General features: G+C 67.5%; 23 protein-coding genes. 7 read left to right on the top strand and 16 right to left on the bottom strand.

The genetic code is table 11. The features are described 5' to 3' along the window. The 3 genes from B0920_RS05180 to B0920_RS05170 form a co-directional block, all read right to left on the bottom strand. The gene (locus B0920_RS05180; RefSeq protein WP_229455188.1) at positions 1-1,434 is read right to left on the bottom strand and encodes an efflux transporter outer membrane subunit; all 1,434 of its coding nucleotides are present in this window, start codon (positions 1,432-1,434) and stop codon (positions 1-3) included. 119 nt (positions 1,435-1,553) lie between these two features. Beyond that, a complete protein-coding gene (locus tag B0920_RS05175; protein ID WP_078031484.1) occupies positions 1,554-2,522 on the bottom strand; it encodes a LysR family transcriptional regulator in 969 nt (322 codons plus the stop codon). Between the two features lie 73 nt (positions 2,523-2,595). Continuing rightward, on the bottom strand, positions 2,596-3,555 hold the full coding sequence (locus tag B0920_RS05170) for a chemotaxis protein (protein WP_078031483.1): 960 nt from the start codon (positions 3,553-3,555) through the stop codon (positions 2,596-2,598). A gap of 202 nt (positions 3,556-3,757) precedes the next feature. Between B0920_RS05170 and B0920_RS05165 the strand changes: the two genes are divergently transcribed. Beyond that, positions 3,758-4,954: an NAD(P)/FAD-dependent oxidoreductase gene (locus tag B0920_RS05165; protein ID WP_078031482.1), complete on the top strand. Its 1,197-nt coding sequence runs from the start codon at positions 3,758-3,760 to the stop codon at positions 4,952-4,954. Here B0920_RS05165 and B0920_RS05160 read toward each other — a convergent pair. Both B0920_RS05160 and B0920_RS05155 read right to left on the bottom strand, forming a co-directional pair. Next, positions 4,951-7,335, bottom strand: a complete 2,385-nt coding sequence (locus B0920_RS05160; protein WP_078031481.1) for a DNA polymerase II — start codon at positions 7,333-7,335, stop codon at positions 4,951-4,953. The genes B0920_RS05165 and B0920_RS05160 overlap by 4 nt on opposite strands. After that, a complete protein-coding gene (locus B0920_RS05155; protein ID WP_078031480.1) occupies positions 7,335-8,135 on the bottom strand; it encodes a ferritin-like domain-containing protein in 801 nt (266 codons plus the stop codon). The genes B0920_RS05160 and B0920_RS05155 overlap by 1 nt, the downstream gene beginning before the upstream one ends. 211 nt (positions 8,136-8,346) lie before the next feature. On the opposite strand from B0920_RS05155, the gene B0920_RS05150 reads away from it, so the two are divergent. Both B0920_RS05150 and B0920_RS05145 read left to right on the top strand, forming a co-directional pair. Next, positions 8,347-9,060 carry a hypothetical protein gene (locus B0920_RS05150; protein ID WP_078031479.1) on the top strand — a complete coding sequence of 238 codons (714 nt, stop codon included), beginning with the start codon at positions 8,347-8,349 and terminating at the stop codon, positions 9,058-9,060. 105 nt (positions 9,061-9,165) lie between these two features. Then, positions 9,166-11,289, top strand: coding sequence for a bifunctional diguanylate cyclase/phosphodiesterase (locus B0920_RS05145; protein WP_078031478.1), 2,124 nt, complete (start codon positions 9,166-9,168; stop codon positions 11,287-11,289). Between the two features lie 6 nt (positions 11,290-11,295). Here B0920_RS05145 and B0920_RS05140 read toward each other — a convergent pair whose 3' ends face one another. Further along, entirely contained in the window at positions 11,296-12,093 is a 798-nt protein-coding gene (locus B0920_RS05140; protein WP_078031477.1) for a LytTR family DNA-binding domain-containing protein, read from the bottom strand. Next, complete coding sequence (locus B0920_RS05135; protein WP_078031476.1) at positions 12,090-13,187, bottom strand: sensor histidine kinase; 1,098 nt, start codon at positions 13,185-13,187, stop codon at positions 12,090-12,092. The genes B0920_RS05140 and B0920_RS05135 overlap by 4 nt, the downstream gene beginning before the upstream one ends. Before the next feature lie 222 nt (positions 13,188-13,409). On the opposite strand from B0920_RS05135, the gene B0920_RS05130 reads away from it, so the two are divergent. After that, positions 13,410-14,864, top strand: a complete 1,455-nt coding sequence (locus B0920_RS05130; RefSeq protein WP_078031475.1) for a M28 family peptidase — start codon at positions 13,410-13,412, stop codon at positions 14,862-14,864. Between the two features lie 162 nt (positions 14,865-15,026). Next, positions 15,027-15,827 carry an HDOD domain-containing protein gene (locus B0920_RS05125; protein WP_078031474.1) on the top strand — a complete coding sequence of 267 codons (801 nt, stop codon included), beginning with the start codon at positions 15,027-15,029 and terminating at the stop codon, positions 15,825-15,827. Between the two features lie 9 nt (positions 15,828-15,836). On the opposite strand, the gene B0920_RS05120 is transcribed toward B0920_RS05125, so the two are convergent. Then, entirely contained in the window at positions 15,837-16,997 is a 1,161-nt protein-coding gene (locus B0920_RS05120; RefSeq protein WP_078031473.1) for a Gfo/Idh/MocA family protein, read from the bottom strand. 58 nt (positions 16,998-17,055) lie between these two features. Here B0920_RS05120 and B0920_RS05115 point away from each other — a divergent pair, with 58 nt between their 5' ends. Beyond that, the gene (locus B0920_RS05115; protein ID WP_229455186.1) at positions 17,056-17,742 is read left to right on the top strand and encodes an MOSC domain-containing protein; all 687 of its coding nucleotides are present in this window, start codon (positions 17,056-17,058) and stop codon (positions 17,740-17,742) included. Positions 17,743-17,753: 11 nt separating this feature from the next. On the opposite strand, the gene B0920_RS05110 is transcribed toward B0920_RS05115, so the two are convergent. From B0920_RS05110 to B0920_RS25465, 6 genes are all read right to left on the bottom strand, one after another. Continuing rightward, positions 17,754-19,076, bottom strand: coding sequence for a GDSL-type esterase/lipase family protein (locus B0920_RS05110; protein WP_078031472.1), 1,323 nt, complete (start codon positions 19,074-19,076; stop codon positions 17,754-17,756). Positions 19,077-19,129: 53 nt separating this feature from the next. Further along, a complete protein-coding gene (locus tag B0920_RS05105) occupies positions 19,130-19,609 on the bottom strand; it encodes a nuclear transport factor 2 family protein (RefSeq protein WP_078031471.1) in 480 nt (159 codons plus the stop codon). Positions 19,610-19,725: 116 nt separating this feature from the next. Next, a complete protein-coding gene (locus tag B0920_RS25470; RefSeq protein ID WP_143745651.1) occupies positions 19,726-20,211 on the bottom strand; it encodes a hypothetical protein in 486 nt (161 codons plus the stop codon). Between the two features lie 83 nt (positions 20,212-20,294). Next, complete coding sequence (locus tag B0920_RS05100) at positions 20,295-20,666, bottom strand: hypothetical protein (RefSeq protein ID WP_078031470.1); 372 nt, start codon at positions 20,664-20,666, stop codon at positions 20,295-20,297. Positions 20,667-20,788: 122 nt separating this feature from the next. After that, positions 20,789-21,184: a hypothetical protein gene (locus B0920_RS05095; protein WP_143745650.1), complete on the bottom strand. Its 396-nt coding sequence runs from the start codon at positions 21,182-21,184 to the stop codon at positions 20,789-20,791. 307 nt (positions 21,185-21,491) lie between these two features. After that, entirely contained in the window at positions 21,492-21,953 is a 462-nt protein-coding gene (locus B0920_RS25465) for a hypothetical protein (RefSeq protein WP_143745649.1), read from the bottom strand. A 108-nt stretch (positions 21,954-22,061) separates the two neighbouring features. Between B0920_RS25465 and B0920_RS05090 the strand changes: the two genes are divergently transcribed. Further along, on the top strand, positions 22,062-22,523 hold the full coding sequence (locus tag B0920_RS05090) for a hypothetical protein (protein ID WP_078031468.1): 462 nt from the start codon (positions 22,062-22,064) through the stop codon (positions 22,521-22,523). A gap of 232 nt (positions 22,524-22,755) precedes the next feature. Here B0920_RS05090 and B0920_RS05085 read toward each other — a convergent pair whose 3' ends face one another. Both B0920_RS05085 and B0920_RS05080 read right to left on the bottom strand, forming a co-directional pair. Next, positions 22,756-24,771 carry a DUF2235 domain-containing protein gene (locus B0920_RS05085; RefSeq protein ID WP_078031467.1) on the bottom strand — a complete coding sequence of 672 codons (2,016 nt, stop codon included), beginning with the start codon at positions 24,769-24,771 and terminating at the stop codon, positions 22,756-22,758. A gap of 56 nt (positions 24,772-24,827) precedes the next feature. After that, the gene (locus B0920_RS05080; protein ID WP_143745648.1) at positions 24,828-25,292 is read right to left on the bottom strand and encodes a hypothetical protein; all 465 of its coding nucleotides are present in this window, start codon (positions 25,290-25,292) and stop codon (positions 24,828-24,830) included. Between the last annotated feature and the right edge of the window lie 152 nt (positions 25,293-25,444).

Below are 25,444 nucleotides of genomic sequence, written 5' to 3'. Positions count from 1 at the left end.
TCAGGCGTGACCGCCGCCGAGGGCGCGCACGAGGTTGAGGTCGAGTTCCTTGGCGCGCGCCGCGAGGTCGGCGCGCGCGCGGCGCTGGGCCACCACCTGGGTGTCGGCCACCAGCACCTGCAGGAAGGTGCCCAGCCCGGCGCGATAGCGCCGCAAGGCCAGGGCGTAAGCGTCTTCGGCGGCCGCCAGCGCCAGGTCCTGCTCGCGCAGGCGCCCGTGCAGCGCCTGCAGCGAGGTCAGCTGGGCCACCACGTCGCGCATGGCCTCGACCACCGCGCCGTTGTATTGTTCCACCGCCACGTCGTACTCGGCGTTGCGCGCGCCGAGCTGGCCGCGCAGGCGCCCGCCGTCGAACAGCGGCAGGGAAATCGCCGGGCCGGCCGACACCGCCAGGCTCCCGCCCTGCAGCAGGCGGTCGAAGCCCAGGCTCTGCAGGCCGATCAGGGCCGACAGGTTGACGCTCGGATAGAACTGGGCCTTGGCCACGTCGATGTCCCTGGCGGCCGCCTCCACGCGCCAGCGCAGGGCCACCAGCTCGGGGCGACGCCCGAGCAGGGCCGCCGGCAGTTCTGCGGGCGCGCCGGCGCGCTGAGGCTCTTTCAGCTGCGGACGGCGGATCGCGGCCGCCGCGTCCTGGCCCTGCCCTGCCAGCGCGGCCAGCTGGCCGCGGGTCAGCGCCAGCGCCTCATCCAGGGCCGCGATCTGGCCGCGCGCCAGCGGCACGCCGATCTCGGCCTGCTTCAGCTCCGCCTGGCTGTCGAGCTGGGCCTTCACCCGCTTGCCGACCAGTTCCAGGATCTGCTCGCGCTGGCGCAGCTCGGCTTCGGCCAGGTCGCGCTGGCGATGCAGCAGGTCGAGACGGAAATAGGCCTGGGCCAGGGCGGTCGACACCGCCAGGGTGGCGGCCTCGCTCTCGGCGCGCTGGGCGTTCACGCGGCCGGCGGCGGCGGCTACGGCGGCGCGGTTCTTGCCCCAGAAATCGAGTTCCATCGAGAGGCCGAGATTGGCCTCGTTGACCCACTGCCAGCTGCCGGCCAGGGGCTTGGGGACGCTGCTGTTCTCGCTGTAATGCTGGCGCGTGCTGCGCGCGCCGGCGTAGGCCTGGGGGCCGAGCGCGGCGGCGGCCACGCCCTCGAGGGCGGCGGCCTGGCGCACCCGGGCGGCGGCCACGGCGATGGTCGGGCTGCTGGACTGCGCCTGGCGGATCAGCGCGTCGAGTTGAGGGTCCCCATACTCGCGCCACCAGTCCTGGGCCGGCCACGCAGTGTCCGAGGCCGCGAGCGCCGCGATCGCGGTACTCGACGGCACGGCTGCGGCGTCGCGCAGTCGCGCGCGCTCGCCCTGGGGACCGAAGGACATGCAGCCGGCCAGCAGCAGCGGCAGCAGCGCGGCGGCGGCGTGGGCCGCGTTGGGACGGCGGAATGGTGAGGACATGGCGCACCCCTGGCGAATTCGATGCCGGAAGCATAGTTGCCATCGGTCACCAACGCCATGCCGCAAGCCGCATTCAGGTCATGCGGAATCTGCATGACCTCTGCGTTCAAGACAAGGAATTATGCGTTTTCTGGCGCCAGCAGGGTCGTGCGCGCGAACTCGCGCAGCCAGCGGTTGGCCGGATCGCGGTGCGCGTGCTCGTGCCAGTACACCGATAGCTGGAGGGGCGCGATCGGCACCGGCACCGCGACGTAGACCAGCCCGAGGTCGCGCGCCAGCGCGGTCGCAAGCCGGCGCGGCATGGTGACCACCGCGTCGGTGTGCAGGACGATGTGGGATGCGGCCGTAAAGCCCGGCACGTGGCACAGGATGTTCTCGGGCGGCAGCAGTTCCTCGAGGGTGCGGGTGACCTCCACGTCGTGGTGGCTGGTCTGGAACATGTTGATCAGGACGTGGCGCTGGGCCAGGTAGGTGGAGCGGTCGAGTCCGCCGGCGCGGGGATGGTCGCGCCGCATCATGACCACATGGTCGTCGTCCCACAGCAGGCGCCGGTGAATGTTGTTGACCAGGTGGGTATAGCGCCCGATGACCAGGTCGATCTCGCCACGTTCCAGTCGCCCTTCGAGCGCCAGCGGATCGCCCTGCACGCTGCGCAGCTGGATCCCGGGCGCGGTATGGCGCAGCGCATCGAGCAGGCGCGGCAGGACGTGCACGATGGCGCCGTCGACCATGAACAGGGCGAAGGAGCGGCGCGCGCTGCCCGGATCGAAGGCGGCGCCGCCTTCCTGCAGGCGGCGCGCCGCATTCAGGAGCGCGGCCACCGGCTCGGCCAGTTCGAGCGCGCGCGCGGTGGGCTGCATGCGCTGGCCGGCGCGCACGAAGAGCGGATCGTTGAAATGGGTGCGCAGGCGCGCTAGCACGCGGCTGACGGTGGGCTGGCCCATGCCGAGCAGTTCGGCGCTGCGGGTCAGGCTGCGCTCGCGCAGCAGGCAGTCGAGCACCACGAGCTGGGACAGCTCGGGCAGCGCCGCGGGCTCGGCCGCGCTGCGCACTGGCCGTGCGCGGGACGCGGATTCAGGCAATTCCATCTGGGTGGCTCCGGGACGCCCGCGCCGGGAGCGGCGCGGGTGGCGGCATGATAGCACTGCCCCGGGCCGGGGTTCAGGCGTGCAGCACCTTGCGCAGGGTGCGCGAGAGGTCCTCGGCCGAGAACTTGGCCACGTAGGCGTCGGCGCGCACGTTCTTGACGTGTTCCTCGTTGGTGGTGCCGGACAGCGAGGAATGGATCACCACCGGCATGTTGCTGAAGCGGTTGGTGTTCTTGATGTTGCGGGTCAGGGTGAAGCCGTCCATCTCCGGCATCTCGAGGTCGGTCAGCACCATTGCGACGCGGTCGTAGACCGAGCGGCCCTCGGCTTCCGCCGAACTGGCGATCGCGTTGAGCTGCTCCCAGGCTTCCTTGCCGCTCTTGGTCATCACGAAGGGCAGGCCCATCGCGTCCAGGCCCTGCTCGATCAGGGCGCGCGCCACCACCGAGTCGTCCGCCACCAGGATCACGCTGCCCGGCTTGATGGCGATCCGGTCGCCCACCGCCTGCTGCAGGTTCTCCGGCTCCTGCTCGGGGTTCAGCTTGCGCAGGATGGTCTCGACGTCCAGCACCTGGGCCAGGCGGCCCGGCAGGCCGTCCACTGGATCGAGGCGGGCGATCGAGGTCACCATGCCGCTGCCGGCGCTGTGCTCGGCCGACATCACCTGGTTCCAGTCCAGGCGCACGATCTCTTCCACGCTCTCGACCGCGAAGGCCTGGGTGGTGCGCGCGAATTCGGTCACCAGCATGATGTTCAGGCCGGTCTTGGGCTTGACGCCGGCGATGGCGGGCAGGTCCAGCACCTGGATGATCTGGCCGCGCAGGTTGACCACGCCCAGCACGTGTTCGGGCGCGCCGGCCACCGCGGTGATCGACGGCATGGCCACGATCTCGCGGATCTTGAATACGTTGATGCCGAACAGCTCGCTGCGCTCGCCGTTCTCGTCGCCGCCGAGACGGAACAGCAGCAGTTCGAATTTGTTGGTGCCGGTCAGGTTGCTGCGCTCGTCGACTTCTTGTTGTACCGATTTCATGTGGATTCCTGGAGTAGTAATGCCGTGCGGAAACCATTCTAGAGGGAGGTCGAGAGCTTGGGTCAATACGCCATCAAATTCCGTGCAATCCGACCGGTAAGCGTTCCCAAAAAACCACGGAATCTTACAAAACATTGCATAAGCCGCAAGGGCAAGGGGGCATATACTGTTGCCCTAAGGATATCTACAAGAAGGGAAGTCCATGTCAGCCTACCGCATCGGCATCGTCGGCGCCGGCACTGCGGGCCTCGCGAGCGCGATCGCCTTCGCCCGCGCCGGACACGAGGTCGAGGTATTCGAAAAGCACCCTGCCCTGTCCACCCTGGGCGCCGGGGTGCTCATCCAGCCGCAGGGCGTGGCCGCGTTCGGAGACCTGGGCGTGGGCCCGGCCTTCGAACAGGCCAGCGTGCCGGTCCGGCGCCTGATCGGCCATTGCGAGCGCGGCTGGCCCCTGGTCGACATCGCCTACGACGCCCTGGAGGCGCGCGCCGTCAGCCGCGCGGCCCTGGGCGGTGTGCTGCTGCGCGAGTGCGAGCGGCTCGGCGTGCGCCTGCGCTTCGGGGCCGAGGTGGAAACGGTCGCCGGGCAGGGCCGGCACGGCGTGGTGGTCGCGGGCGGCGTCGCCCACCACTACGACCTCGCGGTGATCGCCAACGGCGCCAGCTCGCTGCTGCCCGCGGCCAGCGGCCTGGCGGTGCGCGCGACGCCCTACCGCTGGGGCGCGCTGTGGTCGCTGATCGACCTCGACGACTGGCCCCAGCCCGAGGTGCTGGCCCAGCGCTATGGCGGCACCGAGCGCATGTTCGGCATCATGCCGACCGAGCGCATCGATGGACGCCTGCGCGTGTCCCTGTTCTGGAGCCTGCGCCGCGACCGCCACCAGGCCTGGCTGGATACCCCCATCGCCGACTTCCGGCGCGAACTGCTCGCCCTGTGGCCCGAGGCCGAGCCGGTCGTGCGGCGCATCCACGGGCATGATCAGTTCGCCTTCGCGGCGTATTGCCACGCGCGGCCACGCACTCTGGCCCAGGGCCGGGTCTGCATCGTCGGCGACGCCGGCCATGCCATGAGCCCGCAACTGGGCCTGGGCACGACCCTGGCGGTGCAGGATGCGCTGGCCCTCGCCGCCCGGGTCGGCCAGGCCGGACCGGAACGGGGAGCGCTCGCGTATTCGAAGAGCCGGCTGGGCGCCGTGCGCGCCTACCAGGCCCTGAGCCGGGCGCTGACGCCCTGCTTCCAGCGCGATGGGCGCGGCCTGTGGCGCGACCTGCTGTTCGCCGGGGCGCTGCACCTGCCCGGCACGCGCTGGCTGATGCGGCGCAGTATCGCGGCGCCGCGGCGCAGCGTGCGCCAGGCCTGGGCCGCCACGGGCGCGCCGGAGCTCCCGGGAGCGGACTAGAACAAGGCGCCCTGGCGGCTGGTCAGGCGGTCGAAGCGCTCGCCCAGGAAAGGCAGGATGGCGTCCGCCACCGGCTCCAGCTGCCGGCTCAGGTAGTGCTCGTAGTCGATCGGCGAGTGCAGGGTCTCGAGCGGTTCCGGGCCGTTGGTCGTCATCACGTAGCGTATCCAGCCGCCCCTGCGGTAGATCGGCGGCCGCCCCTGGCGCTCGAAATGCTCGTCCGCCATGCGCGCCGCCCGCACGTGGGGCGGCACGTTGCGCTGGTAGTCCTCGAGCGGACGGCGCAGGCGCTTGCGGTAGACCAGCAGCGCGTCGTGATCGCCGCGCAGGGTGGCGGCCACGTAGTCCTGCAGCCAGGCGGCATAGGGCTGGCCCTTGAAGATGCGCTCGTAGAGCCCCTGCTGGAACTGCTGCGCCAGCGGCGTCCAGTCGGTGCGCACCGTCTCCAGTCCCTTGTAGACCATCTCCTCGCCGCCGTCCGCGGTGCCGGCCAGCCCGGCGTAGCGCTTCTTGCTGCCCTCCTCCGAGCCGCGCACGGTCGGCATCAGGAAGCGCCGGAAGTGCACGTCGTACTCCAGCTCCAGCGCGCTGTCCAGCCCCAGCTCCTCTTTCAGGTGGCTGCGCCACCAGCCGTTGACGTGGTCGACCAGGGCGCGCCCGATGCGCTCGGCCTCGGCGTCCGCGTGGGCGCGCCCGAGCCAGACGAAGGTCGAATCGGTGTCGCCGTAGATCACCTGGTAGCCCTGCTCCTCGATCAGTTCGCGGGTGCGGTGCATGATCTCGTGGCCGCGCATGGTGATCGAGGACGCCAGGCGCGGATCGAAGAAGCGGCAGCCGGTGGTGCCCAGCACCCCGTAGAAGGCGTTCATGATGATCTTGAGCGCCTGCGACAGGGGCGCGTTGCGCTCGCGCTTGGCGGCCTCGCGTCCGGCCCAGATGCGGGTCACGATCCCGGGCAGGCAATGCCTGGTGCGCGAGAAGCGCGCGCCGCGAAAGCCCGGCACGGTCGCTTCCTCGGGCTCGCGCAGGCCTTCGACAAGGCCCACCGGGTCTATCAGGAAGGTGCGGATGATCGAGGGGTAGAGGCTCTTGTAGTCGAGCACCAGGACCGAGTCGTACAGGCCGGAGCGCGAATCCATCACGAAGCCGCCCGGGCTGTCCGCGCCGGGCACGTCGCCGATGTTGGGCGCGACCCGGCCCTGGCGGTGCATGACCGGCATGTACAGGTGCTCGAAGGCGGCCACCGAACCGCCGCTGCGGTCGGCCGCCAGTCCGGTCACGCTGGCCCGTTCGAGCAGGAAGGCCATCAGGCCGGTCTTGTCGAAGATGCGGGTGACCAGCTCGCAGTCCTTCAGGTTATAGCGCGCCAGCAGCGGCTTGTCCTGGGCGAACATGCGGTCGATCTCGGCCATCCGGTCGTGCGGATTCTCGATCGCCTTTCCCTCGCCCAGCAGGGTCTGGGACACGCTTTCCAGGCTGAAGGACGGGAAGCTCCAGGTGGCCGAGCGCAGGGCCTCGATGCCGTCGATGACCAGGCGCCCGGGAATGCCGACGAAGTAGTGCTCCTGGCCGCCGCGGTCCTCGCGCCATTCGAGCGCGCCGCCGTCGCGCCCGAGGCGCAGCGGGCGCTTGAAGCGCTCCGCATGCTGCTGCAGCACGCGCAGGTCGAACTGGACCACGTTCCAGCCGATGATGGCGTCCGGGTCGTGGCGCTCGAACCAGGCTTCCAGCCGGTCGAGCAGCTCGACCCGGGTGGCGCAGTATTCCAGATCGATGCCGAGGTCGGCGCACAGCGCCGGGTCGCCGTTGGGCGGGCCCAGCATGTAGACCTGGCGCTGCCCGCAGCCCTCCAGCGCGATCGAATACAGCTCGCCCTGGAAGGTGGTCTCGATGTCGAGCGAGACGGTGGAGATGCGCGGGCGGTAGTCGGGGTCGGGCTTGAGCTGCCCGTCCAGCAGCAGGCGGCCGTCGCCCGCCGGCGTGCCGGCGAAGACCACCGGCGCGGTGATGAAGCGTTCCATCAGGTAGCGCTCGGGCGGGCGCACGTCGGCTTCGTACAGCGCCACGCCGTGCTGGCGCAGGCGCTTCTCGATGCGCAGCAGCTGGCGGTAGTGGCGGCAGTACAGGCCCAGCACCTGCCGGTGGCGGAAGTCGCACAGGGCGAGCTCGCGCAGCTCCCAGCCCTTCTCGCGCTCCAGCAACTGCTCGACCGTAGCGCGCAGCTCGGCCGCCACGAAGGCCACCGGCATGGCCGGCGCCAGGCGCACCCGGCGCGGCCCGGCCTCGGTGGCGAGCCAGAACTCGACCTCGCAGCCGGCGTCGGTGTCGCGCCAGTGGCGCGTCAGGAGGAAGCCCCGCTGCGGGGCGCCGGCAGCGTCCATCAGGCGTAGCGCTGCAGCTCGGCTTCGCTGAAGCCGGCCTGGCGGCGCGCCTCGACGTTGAACGGCCCCTTGAGCACCGGCGCCCCATAGCGCACGGTCAGTTCGTCGTAGGTCGGCGCCGGGTCCAGCCCGCGCCCGGCGCACAGGTGCAGGTACCAGCGGTTGCCGATCTCGACGTGCCCCACTTCGTCGGCCAGCAGGCGGTCGAGGATGGCGGCCGCCGCATGGTCGCCGGCCTGGGCCAGCTTGGCGCGCAGCGGCGGGATCGCGTCCAGCCCGCGCGCCTCCAGCGTGCGCGGCACCAGGGCCATGCGCGCCAGCACGTCGGCGCGGGTCTTCTCGACCATCTCCCACAGGCTGTCGTGGCCGGGGAAGTCGCCATAGGCATGGCCAAGGGTGGCCAGGTGGGCCGACAGCATGCCGAAATGGATCGCCTCCTCGTGCGCCACGCGCAGCCAATCCAGGTAATAGGCGCGCGGCATGCCGGGAAAGCGCCACAGCGCGTCCAGCGCCAGGTTGATGGCGTTGAACTCGATGTGGGCCAGGGCGTGGATCAGCATCGCGCGCCCTTCGGTGCTGGCCATCGAACGCCGTCCGACCAGGCGCGGCGGCACCAGCTCGGGGCGTGCCGGGCGGCCCGGAATCGCCCCCTGCGACGTCATCGGGGCGTCGGCGTCGAGCGCGAAGGCGCCGGCGCGGCAGGCGTCGGCCATGGCCGCGACGGCGGCGGTCTTGGTGGCGGGGTCAGGGTCGAGCAGGGCCTGCAGTGCGGCCGCGCGCAGCTCGGTGGGTCGCTCCATGGCTGGGTCCAGGCTGGAAAAGCATGGAGTTTACCAAAGCCGGGCCGCCGCCGCGAGGGCCGGCGATCCCCCCGCCGGTGGGGGGAGACATGTCCGGCCGCCCTGCCTAGACTGCAAGCTGCCCGCCTGCCTCTGCACTGCGCACACGCACAGCGCCGGGCCGGCTGGCGAATCCGTCCACCGACGCCTGCCACCACGTTTTTGGGACGCCATGGAATTGCTCGACCACGTCATCGCCCGCCGCCAGGCGCGCCTGCGCCAGTCCGCCCTCTGCACCACGATCGCCAACCCGGCCGGCGATCCGCCGGTCCGCCTTGCCGTCGTGCCGGCCATGCTGTGCTTCGCCCTGGGTTCGCGCGAGGTGCTGGCCGCCCTGCAGGACGAGTTCGACCGCAGCGCCTTGCAGCGCAAGGTGCACGCGCGCTGCAAGACCGCCCACGTGCTGGGCCTGTGCTACATGGAGGACCTGGCGCGCATCGACCATGCGCGGCGCCTGCTGGCCCCGTCCTGCGAGCACGCCGCCGCCCATTGGGCGCGCGTGCACCGGGGCACCCGCGACCTGGTCCGCCACGCGGCCTTCCTGGCCCGGACCCACCAGACACCCTATCTGCGCATGGCCGTGCTGGATGCGATGGACGCGATGCTCGGCTGCTTCAACGAATCGCTGGGCCGCACGGTGCGCGAGCTGGGCCTGGACGAGGGCCTGCGCTCGCTCGGGCTGACGCAGGCGCCCGCACGCGGCTGGCCAGGCCAGGCGCGGATCCCGGCGCCGCCCCCGCCGCCCCTGCTCAACTACGTGCCGCGCGCCGGCGAGGTCGCCACCGCGGCCGGCCTGGTGCACGAACTCTTCGACCTCTTCGAAGCCATGTTCGAGAGCTGGCAGCGGGCCATCGTGGCGCCCCGCCCCCTCGCCCTGGCCGCCTGAGCGCGCCTCGCGGCCAGGCATGGCCGCGCCCGTTTCAAGCTCGCGCCCATGGTTCAGGGCAACTGTTAGTATGCTCCCAGGCGTAACTAGTTGACCTGACGAACCATGATGACGCCCCGCTCGACGCCCGATCCCCAACGGCGCCTGGACGAGCTGCTCCAGCATCTCCCGGCGGGCGTCGTCGTGCACGACGCCGATGGACGCATCCTGTCGGCCAACGCGCTCGCCTGTCGCCTGCTGGGCCGGGATGAGGGCGAGCTGGTCGGGATGCGCTCCGATACCGCGGCCTGGTCTTTCCTGCATGACGACAACACGCCGATGCGGGCCGACGAGTTTCCGGTCAACCGGGTATTGCGCAGCGGCGAAGCGGTGTCGCACCTCGTGGTGGGCCTGCAACGGCCGCCGCCGGGCCATGTCCGCTGGGTGCTCTGCAATGCCTATCCGGAGCGGGGGCCGGATGGCGCGCTGGCCCAGGTCGTGGTCTGCTTCACCGACTGCACCGCCCTCAAGCATGCGCAGTCGACCGCCCAGAAATCGGAAGAGCGCCTGCGCCTGGCCCTGCGCGGCTCCACCGACGCCATCTGGGACTGGGATCTGCGTAACGACGAGGTCTATTATTCCGATCGCTGGTGGGAGATGCTGGGCTACACGCCCGACGAACTGCCGAGCAACCCCGACACCTGGGTCGACCTGACCCACCCCGACGACCTCGACAGGGTACATGCCGTCCTCGCCGGGCTGATGGCCGATGGCCCCGAGAGCTTCAGCTTCGAGCTGCGGCTGTGCCACAAGCAGGGCCACTACGTCCCGATCCTGGCGCGCGGCTTCGTGCTGCGCGACGCCGGCGGCGCGGCGCTGCGCCTGTCCGGCACCAACACCGATCTCACCGAGCGCAAGCGCGCCGAGCAGCGCATCCACGAGCTGGCCAATTTCGATCCGCTCACCGGACTGCCGAACCGCCGCCAGGTGATCGAGCAGCTCGGCTGCACGGTGGCGCGGGCCCGGCGCCAACAGCATTACGCGGCCCTGCTGTTCATCGACCTCGACAACTTCAAGCTGCTCAACGACACCCTGGGCCACGACGTCGGCGACGAACTGCTGCGCCACGTGGCCCAGCGCCTGCGCGCCGTCCTGCGCGGCAGCGACCTGCTGTCGCGCCTGGGCGGCGACGAGTTCGTGGTCATCCTCGACGCGCTCGACCCCTGCCCCGACGAAGCCGCAGCCGAGGCGCGACGGGTCGCGTCCAAGATCCTGGCCGGCTTGTGCCAGCCCTACCAGCTCGGCGGACACCTCGCCACCAGTACCCCGAGCATCGGGATCGCCATGTTCGACGGCGAGCCGGTCGCCCTCGAAACCCTGCTCAAGCAGGCCGACCTGGCCATGTACCGCGCCAAGGCCGAGGGCCGCAACACCGTGCGCTTCTTCGAGCCTGGGATGCAGGCGGCGGCCGACCGCCAGATGGCGCTGGAGGCGGCGCTGCGCGGGGCGCTGGGCGGCAGCGAGTTCGTGCTGCATTGCCAGCCCCAGTTCGCGCGCGACGGCAGCCTGGTCGGCGCCGAGGCCCTGGTGCGCTGGGACCGCGGTCCCCTGGGCCTGGTGCCGCCGGGGGAATTCATCGGCCTGGCCGAGTCCTCCGGGCTGATCGGCGCGCTCGGGCGCCACGTGCTGGAACAGGGCTGCGGTCTGCTGGCGCGCTGGCGCCACGATCCGCGCCTGGCCCGGCTCAAGCTCGCGATCAACGTGAGCGTGCACCAGTTGCGCGAGCCCGGCTTTCCGGAAAGCGTGGGCGCCGCCCTCGCGGCCAGCGGCGCTCCCGCCCACCTGCTGGTGCTCGAGATCACCGAGAGCGTGTTCGCCGAAAACCTGCCGGAAGTGACCGAACGCATGGAGCGCCTGCGCGCGCTCGGCGTGCGCTTCGCGCTGGACGACTTCGGCACCGGCTATTCCTCGCTGGCCTATCTGCGCCGCCTGCCGCTCGCGACCCTCAAGATCGACCGCTCCTTCGTGCACGAGGCCCACGAGGACCCCGGCGCAGCCACCATCGTCGAGGCCATCGTCGCCCTGGCGCGCAAGCTGGGGCTGGAAACCGTGGCCGAGGGCGTGGAACTGGACGCCCAGCGGCGCTACCTCGAGGCCTGCGGCTGCGACGGCCTGCAGGGCTACCTGCTCGGGCGTCCGGTCCCGGTCGCCGAATTCGAGCGCCGCTATGGGGGCGGGGGCGCGTCCTAGGCGCGGCTACATCTGCCGGAACAGGTGGGCATAGACCGGGCTCACGCGCGGCTTCTCGGGCCGGTTGCGCAGGTGCAGGACCGTCTTGCCCATGGTGTCGCGCGTGGCGCTGGCCACGCAGCGCATGTTGACCACCGTCCCCCGGTTGATCTGCTGGAACTCCTGCGGGTCGAGCTGGGGCAGCAGGTCCTTCAGGGGCAGGCGGATCAGGGCCTCGCTGTCGGCCGTGGCCACGTTGACGTACTTGTCGACCGCCTGGAACAGCACCACCTCGGACACGGGAATCATGCGCACCATATTGCCCACCGCCGCGCGGATGGTGGTGAGGCGCTCGGGCGAGCCGCCCTGCGGCAGCAGCGCCTGCAACTGGCTCACCAGCTGCGACAGCGCGCCTTCCCCGGCGGTGGCGACCTCGGGCGCCGGCGACGCTAGCCGCGCGCGCAGCCTGTCGACCGTGCGCGCCAGGCGCTCCTCGCTGACCGGCTTGAGCACGTAGTCGGCGGCGGCGCGCTCGAAGGCCTGCACCGCGTAGTCGTCGTAGGCGGTGACGAACACCACCTGCGGGAAAGGCTCCGGCCCCTCCCAGCGTTCGGCCAGCTCCTCGGCCGCCTCCAGCCCGCTCAAGCCCGGCATGCGGATGTCGAAGAACAGCACCTCGGGGCGCAGGGCCAGGGCCTGCTCGACCGCCGCCACCCCGTTGGGCGCGGTGGCCACGATCTCCAGCCCGGGCCAGAGGCGCTGCAGGGTCTTGGCCAGGACGGCCGCCAGGATCGGTTCGTCTTCCGCAATCAGTGCTCGGGTCATGCCGTGGTCTCCAATGGTAAGGTCAGTCGTACGATCGCGCCCGAGGGCTGGGCCGGAGCCAGTACCACGCCGGCGGCTTCGCCGTAGATGGCGCGCAGGCGCTCGCGGGTGGTGGACACGCCGACGCCGCCGCCGCGGCTGGCCGGGGCGTCACGCAGTCCCAGGCCGGTGTCGCGCACGCAGATCTCGAGCAGGCCGTCGCGCGCCTCGGCCACGATGCGCACCTCGCCGCCTTCGATCTTCGGTTCCAGCCCGTGGATGATGGCGTTTTCCACCAGGGGCTGGAGCAGCATCGGCGGCATGCCGGCCTTGCGCAGCGCCTCCGGCAGCTCGAGGTGGAAGGACAGGCGCTCGCCCATGCGCACCTGCATCAGGCCGAGGTAGGCTTCCATGGCCGCGAATTCCTGGCCCAGGGTGGTGCGCTCGCTGCGCGTGGCGCCCAGGGTAGCGCGCAGGTACTGGATCAGCTGGTCGAGCATGCGGCCGGCGCGCTCGGGGTCGAGGGCGATCAGGCCCTGCAGGTTGGCCAGGGTGTTGAACAGCATGTGGGGCTCGATCTGGGCCTGCAACAGGCGCAGCTGGGCCTGCAGCGCCTGGCGCTCGATCATCTCGGCGCGCAGGCGGGCGTCGGCGTGCTCCTGGCGGATGCGGCGCAGGCGCTCGCGGTGGCGCACCAGCATCGTCACGCTGGCGATCACCATGAAGGTCAGGCCGATCATGCTGACCCGGCCGGGGTTCGGATACTCGGCCAGGGTCGGCGGCTCGTAGCCCATGATCGCGAAGCCCATGTGCATGCCGGTGAAGTGGGCGATCGGCGCGGCCAGCAGCATCACCCCGACCAGAGCGAGCCACTGGCGCAGCGTGATGATGGGACGGTCCCAGAACAGCAGGCGGGCGCCGTCGACGATGCCGAACGCGAGGGTGCCGATGCAGAGCGAGAACACGATCTGCTCGTACAGGGTCTCGGGCCTGCCCACCACCAGGGTGATGACGATGGCCGCCACCACGCACATGATCATGGCCAGCCTCAGGTCCTCGAGGAAGCGCGCCAGGCGGGGCCGCTCGGGCGGCAGGGGGACGGCGTCGGTGGTCATCGCGTGCTCTTCATCCGCAGTACAAGAATGGCCGCATTGTGCCCCTCCCCCGGCGGCGCGGCAAGACGGACGCGACGAAGCGCGCCCGGGACGGCGCCAAACGGCTTCCCGATCGAGCGAAACCGTGGGAGGCGGCATGCATATGGACGGATGCACCGTGTTGACCGGCGCGCGCCTCCCATGCGATATTGCCATTCTTACTATCAGAAGAAAGCGTTCCGCATGCGCCAACTCGCCCTCGCCACCGCCCTCGCCACCACCCTGCTGTCCGCCGGCGCCCTGGCCCAGGCCCCGCAGGACGGGGCCGGCTCCCTCGGAGCCCGGATCTCGCCCGACTCGCTGCGCGGCCACCTGTCCTACCTGTCCTCCGACCTGCTGGAGGGCCGCGCCACGCCTTCGCGCGGGCTGGACCTGGCGGCCGAGTACATCGCCGCCCAGTTCCGCCGCGCCGGCCTGGAGCCGGCCGGCGACGACGGATACTTCCAGACCGCCAACTGGCAATACGCCCAGCGCCAGCCGGGCGACCTGGCGCTCACCGTGAACGCGGGCGGCGCCACCCTCAACGTGCCGCATGGCGGCGCCAGCGCCGGCTTCCTCGACCCCCTCAGCCTGGCGGCCACGCCGGCGGTGTTCATGAGCTGGAAGGCGGCGCTGGAAGACGGCGGCGCGGCCAACGGCAAGGTGCTGGTGGTGCCGGCCGCCCCGGTGCCCGGCGCCGCCGCGACCCTGCAAAAGCAGCTCAAGAGCAAGCCCGCCCTGATCCTGATGGTCGACCGCGAGCGCCGCCACAGCCGCAGCGGCGACGGCTGGCTGATCGACCCGGAGCAGCCGGTCGTCAAGGGCGCGCCGCCGGTGGTGCTGCTGCACGCGGCCGACGCCGCAGCAGCGCTCGAAAAAGGCGGGGCCACGGTCGCGGCCAGCGTCAAGCCGCCGCAGGTAAGGCCTGTCAAGCTGCGCAACGTGGTCGGCCTGCTGCGCGGATCGGACCCGCAGCTGAAGAACACCTATGTCCTGCTATCGGCCCACTACGACCACCTCGGCATCCGCGACGGCGAGATCTACAACGGCGCCAACGACGACGCCAGCGGCACCGTGGCGGTGATCGAGACCGCGGCCGCCCTGGCCGCCGAGAAGGAGCGCCCGAAACGCAGCATCGTCTTCATCGCCCTGTGGGGCGAGGAACTCGGCCTGCTCGGCTCGCGCTACTACGGCCGCCATCCGGTGTTCCCGGTGAAGGACACGGTCGCCAACCTGAACCTGGAGCAGGTCGGCCGCACCGACGACAGCGAAGGCCCACAGGTGGCCTCGGTCACCATGACCGGATTCGACTACTCGAACGTCAGCGACTACCTGCGCAAGGCCGGCGAGCAGACCGGCGTGCGCCTGTGGAAGCACCCGAAGAACAGCGACATGTACTTCGCGCGCAGCGACAACCAGTCGCTGGCCGACCTCGGCGTGCCCTCGCACACCCTGGCGGTCGCCTTCGGCTTCGGCGACTACCACGGCAAGGACGACACCTGGGACAAGATCGACTACGACAACATGGCGCGCGTCACCCGCACCGTCGCCCTGGCGCTGCGCAACATCGCCAACGACTCCAGCAAGCCGGCCTGGACGAGCGTACCCAACGCGGCCAAATACCTGGAAGCCTCGCGCCAGCTGCACGGCGGGAAATGAGGTGATCCCGGTGCGCCCGGCCATCCGGCCGGGCGCCTTTTGGCGTCGCCGCAACAGCCTCGTTGAGGAATAGGCAAGTAAGCGGTATTTACTTGCATTTGGGCATTACACTCGTTTGAACAACATGACTGCCGCCTGGCAGCGTCCAACCGAGAGAAACCCATGACCGCCCTCAGCGACTTCTTCCACGACCTCAAGCTGCCGACCATCTCCCAGGTCGCGCATTCCCTCATCGCCACCCTCGACGACGAGGACGCCTCGGCCAGGAGCGTGGCCGCCATCATCGCCCGCGATCCGGCCCTCACGGCCAAGCTGATGCGCCTTGCCAACAGCGCCCGCTTCGGCTCGCGCGGCCACGTCGCCACCCTGGACGAAGCGATCGCCCTGGCCGGCATGGGCCATATCCGCACCCTGGCGCTGGCGGCCTGTTTCGCCGACGCCTTCCCCGAACTGCCCGGCCTGGACAGCGACGAGTTCTGGAAGAGCAGCATGGCCTGCGCCGGCTATGCCAAGTGGCTGGCCGGCGGCCTGGGGATCGACGGCAGCGAAGCCTGGCTGGCGGGCATGATGCTGCGTTTGGGCGAACTGCTGATCTACCAGGTCTCGCCCTCGACCTTCGCCGAGATCGAGCAGCAGCCCCATCTGCCGGGTGGACGCTGGGAGCGCGAGCAGCGCCTGCTGGGCCTGTCCGAGGGCCAGATCACCGCCGAACTCGGACGGCGCTGGAACTTCCCGGCCAAGCTGGTGCGCGCGCTGGAGTGCTCGTCGGATCCGCTGGCCGCCCATCCCTTCTGCCAGCTGGCCGGCGTCATCCACCTGGCCAGCCTGCTGGCCGACACGCCCAGCGACGATCCCGCCATCGTCGACGAGCTGCCGCAAGACCTGCTCGACACCCTGCGCCTGCGCAAGGAGTGGATGCAGGCACGCTTCCCCGCGCACGAGTCCTTCGCCGCCGCGGCCTGAGCGCGCGTCTTAGCCGGGCAGCGCGGTCCAGCTCCCGCCGGCGCGGCTGGATGCCTGCACGGCCTCGATGAACTCGACCGCCCGCAAGCCGTCGTCGATGGTCGGGAACCAGGCATCGGGCGGCGCCGAGCGGCCTTCGCGCGCGGCCAGCAGGTGGGCCGCGATCTCGATGTAGAGCGAGGCGAAGCCTTCGAGATAGCCCTCCGGATGGCCGCCGGGGATGCGCGACAGGCGCGCCGCGGCGGCGTTGGCGTGCGGGGTGCCGCGCTTCAGGATCCGGGTCGGCTCGCCCACCGGCGTCCACCACAATTCGTCCGGCGCTTCCTGGCGCCACTGGATCCCGCCCTTGCTGCCATAGACCCCGATGCGCAGGTCGTTGCCATGCCCCGGGGCCACCTGGCTCGCCCACAGCATGCCGCGCGCGCCGCCGCGGTAGCGCAGCAGCACCTGCACGTTGTCGTCCACCGCGCGGCCGGGCACGCAGGCGCTCAGTTCGGCCGCCACTTCGGCCAGCGGCTGGCCGAGGATGGTGTCGGCCAGCTGCCAGGCATGGGTGCCGATGTCGCCGATGGTGCCGCCGCCCGAGCGCGCCGGGTCGGTGCGCCAGGCGGCCTGTTTCTGTCCTTCCTGCTCGATCGGCAGGGTCAGCCAGTCCTGGGCGTACTGCACCTGCAGCACGCGGATCTCGCCCAGTTCGCCCTCGCCCACCATCTGGCGCGCATGGCGCACCATCGCATAGGCCGAATAGTTGTGCGTCACCGCGAACACGAGTCCCCGCTGGCGCGCCAGGTCGCGCAGCATGCGGGCGTCGGCGCTGGTGGTGGTCACCGGCTTGTCGCAGATGACGTGGATGCCGGCCTCCAGGAAGGCGCGCGCCATCGGGGCGTGCAGGTGGTTCGGGGTGACGATGCTGACCGCCTCGATGCCGTCCGGCCGCGCCGCTTCCTCGCGCGCCATGCGTGCGTAGTCGTCGTAGATGCGTTCCGGCGCCAGGCCCAGGGCCTGGCCGGAGCGGCGCGCCGCGTCCGGGGTCGAAGACAGCGCCCCCGCCACCAGTTCGTAGCGGTCGTCGAGGCGGGCGGCGATGCGGTGCACGGCGCCGATGAAGGCGCCCTCGCCGCCGCCGACCATGCCGAGGCGGATTCGATGGTTCGCGGAAGGACTGCTCATGGGATGCTCCTCGGGGTGTTGTGATGGCGCGGCCAGGCGGCGCCGGTAGAATGGCCGCATGATAAACGTTTCAGGACGACTAGTCGGCATCGCGGTGCGCGGCCAGGCAGCGCCGGCGCAGGCGCAGGCGGCGACGCTGATCGGCGGCGCAGGGATCGCCGGGGACCGCCATGCCGACCCACATTCGCCCCGGCAGGTGCTGCTCGCCGGGACCGCAGTCTACCGCGAGCTGGGTCTCGCTCCGCTGGCCCTGCGCGAGAACCTGCTGCTCGACATCGATACCTCCGCGCTGGCCTCGGGCACCCTGCTGCGCGTGGGAGCGGATGCGCTGCTCAGGGTGATGTTCCAGTGTGAAGCCTGCGGCGGCCTGGATCGCCACCAGCCGGGACTGTCGGGCCGGATCGGCGCGCGGCGCGGGGCGCTGGCGCGGGTGGTGGGCGGCAGCGACATCCGGGTCGGCGACCAGGTCAGCATCCTCGGCCAGCGGCTTCCGGCCTGGCCCGAGGAGTGGCCCGGGCGCGTGCGCCGCGTGCTCGACGCGCTGCCGCCTGGCCAGGTCATCGAATACCGCGACCTGGCCCGCCTGGCAGGACTCATGTCCAGCTATTGCCGCGCCTTCCCCGCCGCGATCCGCCGCCTGGGTCCGGACTATGCGGGCAAGGCGGTCGCCGCGGGGAGCGAATCCGGCTTGCCGCGCTGGACGGGCGCGGGCCTGTTCGAGGACGAAGGCGCGGCGTCGGGCTGACGCCCTCGGGCTCACGGACGCGGCAAGGCCATCAGCCGGTCGAGCTCGGGCTGCATGGCGCGCGCCCAGATCTCGTAGCCCTTCTCGTTCGGATGCAGCAGGTCCGGCATCACCTCCTTGGGCAGCCGGCCGTCGGGCTGCAGGAAGGCCTGGTTGATGTCCAGGTAGTAGACATGGCGATTGTCGGCGAAGCCGGGCAGGATGGCGTTGACCTGCTGGTTCAGCCGGCGCAGCGGCCCCTCGGGGGTCTCGTCGCGCGGGAAGATCGCCAGCAGCAGGATGCGCGAGTTCGGCAGGCGCCGGCGCAGCTCTTCGATGTTGCGCTTGACGCCCTGGGCGGTCAGGGCCGGAATGTCCTGGCGCTGGCCGGTGTTGTTGGTGCCGAGCATGAGCACCACGAGCTTGGGATCGATGCCGTCCACCTCGCCGTTCACCAGGCGCCACAACACGTTCTCGGTGCGGTCGCCGCCGAAGCCGAGGGCGATCGCGTCATGCCGCTTGTAGAGGCGGTCCCAGATGCTCGCGCCTTCCTTTTCCCAGCCTTCGGTGATCGAGTCGCCGATGAACACCAGCTGCGGGCTGCGGCCGGCCGCCTTCATGGCCTTGATGTCTTCCAGCTTCTTGAGGTGGCGCGGCATCCACCAGTCGAGGGCCCAGGACTCGTTCAGCGGAGACGGGGTGACGCCGACGGTGCGGTAGTCGGGGCAGCTGGTATTCGGCGCGCCGCGGCGCTTGATCTGGACATTTGCCACGCTCACTTCCCCCCTGCCTGTGCCCTCGAGGCTGAAGGGCCGGGTGACGGCGCTGAAATCGTCGCCCTCGCGGTAGAAACAGCTCAGCGACAGTTCGACGTGCTGCCAGCCCTTGCCTTGTGCCGCGCGCCCCGGCAGGACGTAGGAGACGGGGCGCTCGCAGCCCGGTCCGCAGCCCATCTTGAAGGCGATGCCGCCCTTGGACAGCTCGGTCACGTTCAGGTCGAAGGCCAGGGTGCCGCCGTCCAGGTAGGGGCGCAGGTCGGTCGGCGCGCCTTGCAGGCGCAGGCCGCTCTTCCAGATGTTCTGCCAGCGCAGGGTGAGCGCATCGTCGGCGCCCTGCTTGCCGGTACGCGCCAGGCTGATGGCGCTATTGGGGAATTTGGGCTGGAGTGCGGCGTCGATGCTCAGGGACTGCCCGGTGAGCGGATGCTCGTTGTCGGGGTCGATCGCGACCACCTGGTAGCCGTCGAGAGGACGGCTGTCGTAGAGCGCCAGCCCGGGGGTGGCGCAGCCGGCAAGCAGCGCGGCGGTCAAGGCGGTGCCGAAAGCGGCGCCCAAGGCGCGCGGAGTATGCGTCATCGTGTCTCCTTGTTTTTTTGTACAGGTGACACCATGATGCGCGATTGTTATCGCTAACGCAATCTGTTATCGGATGTTAGCGTAGGTGGCTGGATGGCGGTGACCTGGTGGTAGGTGTTCTTCCAGCCGTCCGGCTGGCGCACCCACACGCGGGCGTAGCGTCCACGGAAGGGACGCGGGCCGGAGGCCGACTGCATGACGGACTGGAAGACGCCGGTCACGAGGGCGGCGTCGCCCCTGCCGAGCACCTGGACTTCGGCCGATTCGATCTCGTAGGCGCGGAACTGCATTTCCTGGCGGTTCAGGAGGGTGAGGATCTCGGCCTTGCTGCGTACCCGGCCACGGCTTTCGACGTGCAGGTAGCTGCGATCCATCAGGCGACGCAGTGTTTCGGCGTCCCCCTTGGCGATCGCCTCGGCGCGATCGCGTTCGAGGGAAACGAGGGTGGCGCGCAGCTGCGGTGGCGCGAGCGGTGTGGCGGCCGCGGGCAAGGCGATCGCGGCGGCGAGCAGCAAACTTTGCAAAAGCTTCAAATGCGGTCTTTCGGTTCACTGCGCGTCGGGGGCGGGGACGCGCTTGGGTACATAGATGCTACCTCATGGGCGTGCGCATGCGTCAGCTTGGCCCGGAATGTGGCTTTACCACTACATCAGAGCATTGGTGATGTGTCAGGATGACCACGGCGCCGGTACTCCTTCTGCATTTCCAGGCCCTTATCGGTCTCCTGCGGATAGTGGACGGTTGGGATCAACTCGACCGTATAGTCCGGATAGATGTGAACCGCAAGGAAGCATGCGCCATCGGGCACCGACGACAAGGTCGGCGCATTGGTGGCATTCACGCGATCACCGTTGCGGGGCATGCTTTCCGGTCCATCCAAGCGCCAATGCACGATTTTTGGCCCCAGCTCCAAGGTGACGCCGCTGATCGTGCCGCCGCCAGTGTTGGGATAGGGAGACGATACGCCACTGTCCTTACCATCTATAAGGACTTCGAAAATAGGACGGTTCAGATAATTGAAGAGCACGAGGTCCAGGGTGACGCGTTTCGGCGATTTCAAACAAGCTGGGAGCGATGCGATGATCCCCGCAGCTGCGAGCAGGCGGCAACTATGACGCTTGAGTGGAGTAAACATCCTTACTTAGCTTTCTATAAAGGAGCTAGACGTGCGCATCAGGGTCAGGGCGTCTGGTGCTCAAGCATGGTGGTGATCCGCGCTCACTGGTTGACGGCCGCGCGTGCCATTGCGTGGCCCTTTTCGGTCTTGCGCGGATAGTGCACGGTAGGGATTAATTCCACGGTTTCATCCGGATAGATATGAACAGCCAAAAATTCGGCGTCGGGTGGCACCGCGTTCAGTGACGGGCTGTTCTTTGCAAGGATCGTCTCACCGTTACGTGGCATGCCTTCAGGTCCGTCGAGCCGCCAGGTTACGCGCTTCGGTCCGAGAGCGAGCCTTACACCGCTAATGGTGGTGCCGCCGGTGTGGGGATAGGGGGTCGAAGCGCCGCCGCCCTTGTTATCAACGAAGGCGTCGAAGATGGGGCGGTTGAAGTAGTTGAAATAGACGACATCCAGCGTCACGGTCATGGGAGCAGCCTTACAGGATGAAATAACAGGTGCCAGCGTCATCAAAATGAGGGCATGACGGCGCTGCAGACATACGGATTTCATTGTCATGGATGATGTATCGCCATGCGTTGCGCGCGTCGTCAGCCCGGCAGATCTGTCGGGAGCTGCCCAAGTAGAGACCCGGCCGCCATGGCCTTTCCTTTCTCTGTTTCAACGGGGTAGTGTCTGCTAGGGATGAGTTCGACCGTCTCGTCAGGATAAATGTGCACGCCCAGGAACTCGGCATCCGGAGCCAGATCAGCCAGCGCCAGCCAGTTTTTGGCCACCACCTTCTCTCCGTTGCGCGGCATTCCTTCGGGACCATCCAGCCGCCACGTCACTGTCTTTGGTCCCAGCTTCAACCGCACGCCGCTGAAAGAAGCTCCGCCAGTTTTTCGATAGGGTGCCGAGACTGCGCCAGCCTTGCCGTCGATGTACGCGTCATAAATGAACCGATCCAGATAGTTGAAGAAGACAACGTCTAGGGTGACGGTCATGGCAGCTCCCTCGCAGGAAGAAAGAATTGGAAGCATTGACACCATCAGGAGGAGACGGCGCCGACAATTCGTAAGCTCACGGTCGATCATGGAATTCATTTAGTCAAAGGAGAGTAGATTGCGCGAGCATGGCAATCCTGCGCTCGCATCGGCAAACCGAGCCTGCCAGCGTATGCGAGCCAGCAAAACGGCAATCGCGGGTTGGTGCGCCTGGCCGCAGTGGCTTCGATCGATTCTTCAATTGGCATTCGAAGATACCCGTCAAACTTGTTGATTGGCTTCGTTGTATTTTCCGAAGGAAGAACTATCAGCGTCGCTTGGCCTTCATGGACATGGCAACTCCTTTTTCAGTCTCTTGGGGGTAATGGACGCTCGGAATCAATTCAACAATGTCACCCGGGTAAATGTGCACAGCCAGAAACTCAGCATTCGGCGGCAGACTAGTTAATTCGAGGCGATTCTTCGCAGCCACTGTCTCGCCGTTGCGTGGCATGCCTTCGGGTCCGCCGAGTCGCCAGGTTACTGTCTTCGGTCCAAGTTGCAGGCGAACGCCACTAATAGTGCCTCCCCCGGTATGCGGATATGGAGTCGAGAGTGCAGCCGCTTTGCCGTCTATAAACACATCGAAGATCGCACGGTCGAGATAGTTGAAAAGGACGACGTCGAGAACTACGGTCATTGGGGCTGCCTTGCAGGAAGAAAAGAAAGGGAACATCATCGTCATGTGCAGGATACGGCGGCGCGCAGGCGTGTGATTCTCGTACGTCATTTGTTCACATCAATTTGATTAGCGTATGGTCGTAAGCACTCAAGCATCTCTGCCATCGCATCGGTAACTGGCGCCTACGGGCGCATGTCCGGGCCAGGAGAGCGTCAAATGATGGTCGATAAATTATCAAGTTCCACCATCGGCGTCATGCATAAATTTGCTCTGGTCGCGCAAAGTGCTCGCCATTGGACCCTTGAAACCAGCCGCGCAAACCTGGGCAGCTCTTTAGCGCGCGGCCGTAGCGGCCATGGCGACACCTTTTTCTGTCCTTTTCGGATAATGCCGACTTGGCAGCAACTCCACTGTGTAATCGGGGTATATATGAACCCCAAGATACACTGCATCAGGTGGCACTCCGTCGAGAACGACTTCATTGATTGCCTCGATTTGCTGGCCATTCCTTGGCATTCCAGGGGGGCCGCCCAGACGCCAGGTCACTCGTTTTGGCCCGAGCTTGAGCTTTACGCCACTGATCGTGCCGCCACCAGTTGCCGGGTATGCGCTCGAGCTTTCGCCGGCCTCTCCGTCGATGAATACCTCATAGATAGGCCTGTCGAGGTAATTAAATAAGACAAGGTTAGTAGGGACCCTCATGGGAGCTCCAGTGCCGTATGGAACTGCGAACATCGCGGTTAGAGCGGCCAGAAAATGGCGGCGCACTGCAGTTACGCAAGAAGTCATGGCGTGTTCCTACGTAAAAGCCGATAACGATGGCACTATTCCGGCAGCGGGGATCAGGCCCAGGCAGCTCCTTAGGAGAATAGCGAGGGGGGCAAATCGAACGAAGCCCAAGGAAGAAGCCCTAGTCACTAGTTTTCCCTTCTCCGAACCAATCGTTGAAAGTGCTTCGAACCCAAGACGTCCCCGACTCAATCATCCGATCCGCACTCTCTTTCGCGGCCCGTGCACGCTCGGCCGCCGCATGTGCCGCCTGGCGTGCCTTCTGCGAAGCGGCGGTGTACACGTTGCCGGCTGCCTGGCCAACCTGGTCCGCCGTGCGCCTCGCACCGCTCGCGATATTCTCCGCAGTCTCGCGCGCCACACCCACCGCGTGGTCGACCTTCTTGGCGGCGTAGTCCCTTGCCTCAACTGCCCGTCGCTTGGCTGCCTCTGCGGCTTCCTGCACTGTCTCAGCGACCTCGTGGGCAGTATCTTCCACAGTAGTCTTTAGAGTGTCGGCAACCTCTCCCGCCTTCGCCTTGCCCGCTGCCACTGTGGATTGCACGGTGTCGCTTACCCCAGCTGCTGTGGTTTGAATCCAGGCACTGGCATCCTGCCATACGCTGGACGTTGACTCGTCGACTCCACGAGCTTTGAAATAGCTGAAAGGCTCCTTGTTAGCGATGAAATCGACCTTCGAATCATGCACGAAGCGAGCCACGAATTCGAGAATACCCGGTTGAGCATTACTGTCCCACGCTTCAAGTTGCCAGTCCGGGATTTTGACGTACTGAGCGTACGAATTCGTTGCGACTCCACCGATGCGAACCCACCCTGCTGCCTGAGCAGCCACGGGACTACGCCCAAGCGTACCAGCGGCGGCCTCCAACTGCGCACTGTGGGCCAATGCATCGCGGTATTTCTTGACCTCGGCGGCCATCCCCTTAGGACCAATACGCTTCCATGCACTGGCGGCGCGACTAAGGTCGCCGGGATTGAGTAAGCCACGCCGGTGCATAGTGCCATATGCCGCGTAAAGAAACCGCATGTGCCGCTTCATCTGGTCTTCAATAGGTCCGGACGCCTCGCCGTAGATACGCATGTAGCCTTGATACGCGGCCAATGTATCGGACCTGCATTCGAAGCGCTGAGCGAACAAGAGTTCGGATTTCTTTCGCAGGGTCTCGTCGTTAAATAGACGCACGCCTGACGCACGCGCCTCGCGCATCATGTCGCCCATTGGGATTCGGGCGTAATTGTTGTCGATGTTCTGGGCTAAAGGCTCGTAACCGCCCCCCACGTCGGAATGCACCCCAGGATAGGTTCTCTCCACCCAGTCGCCACCTAGTTTGCCGTTCAGCCGAATGAGGTCTACCGGGAATGAAAACCGGATTTCATGGCCGGCCACATAGTGCACACAGCGCTCGACCTTGGTTGAAACGCGCAGGTCCTTGACTCTGAACGGTGCCTGAACATTCTGTGAGGGCAATCCGAATGACGCAACCGTGTCGAACAGGCCGAGGAAATTGACGCGGATTGGATAGCCTTGATAGAGCAGACCGCCATTGTCTTCCTCACACAGGTCGAGAATACGATTGGTGAAGGCGCGCGCCAGCGCCGCACCGCGCGAAAAGCCGAATACCGACAAGTTGATCTGCTTGATCAGCCTATGTTTGCCCAGCGCCCTGTTCAATTCATCGAAGCTCTTGTCGCCGCTGGCTTTCGCATAGGACGCAACCTCGCCACCGTGAGCGATGGCATTCAGCAGCAAAGCGTCGCGGAGAAACCTATTGACAGTGACGCCGCCAAAAATCAGTCGCCTCTCCCCACCCGCTCCCGCGATCAGTCCTGGTAGGCCATCCTCAATCCAGATACCGGCACTGTCGAGCCAACCCGTCGCATCTCCGTTGAAGGCTGTGCCTACGCCTGCGATATAGATGTGATACTGGCCCCGCTCTGGCGACTGGTGCCCTGCATAAAAGATGCGAGCGACATTACTCCAACTTTTCTTGGCTTCATCGGCGTTCCGATTATTTCCGGTGCCATCGAAATAGACGGAAATGTGCACGACGTCGCGACAGTCCTGGAACGGTCCAGTGGGCTCTTCGTTCAGGTCCCGGTTTGCCGCTGTTGCTTCAATCGATTCTTCTATTGGCATCAGACGATCCTCACTCGCCCCTTCGTTCAATCTCGGGTAAGTCCGGCAATCGCCGATTACCGGCGTTCCTGAGCAGCCCGAGCCATCGCAATTCCCTTCTCGGTCGCCCGCGGATAGTGAATCGTCGGGATCAGCTCGACCGTCTCGTCGGGATAGATATGTACCGCAAGGAATTCCGTGTTTGAGGGCGGCTGCAGGAGCTCGAGCTTATTCCTTGCAACTACGGTCTCGCCATTCCGCGGCATGCCTTTCGGGCCATCGAGCGTCCAGGTGACGATCTTAGGACCCAGACGTAATCTGACGCCACTTATGGTGCTGCCTCCGGTGTCCGGATATGGAAACGAGACACCTCCGGCCTCACCATCAATGAATGCGTCGAAAATTGGACGGTTCAGATAATTGAAAAACACGATGTCGAGGGTCACGGTCATTGGCGAAGCCTTGCATGAAGAGATGGCGGGTGCCAGCGCCACCAGAGCCAGAATGCGACGGCGCAGCAATTTAAATGGTTTTATAGTCATGGATGATTAATCCGTATGGTTTCATGGGTCGCCCACGCTGACAGTTCGGCCAAGCGGTGGCCCCAGTGGGGCGATGCCGGCATCAGTTCTTCCTCCTCCGTCTCATTGGGATAGTGCTTGCTGGTCGGTAATTTGATATGCATGAGTTTATG

It is taken from the genome of Massilia sp. KIM, from assembly GCF_002007115.1.
GTDB lineage: Bacteria > Pseudomonadota > Gammaproteobacteria > Burkholderiales > Burkholderiaceae_D > Telluria.
Note: the sequence above shows the minus strand (reverse complement) of the source record. Positions and strands in the feature narration are given on the sequence as shown.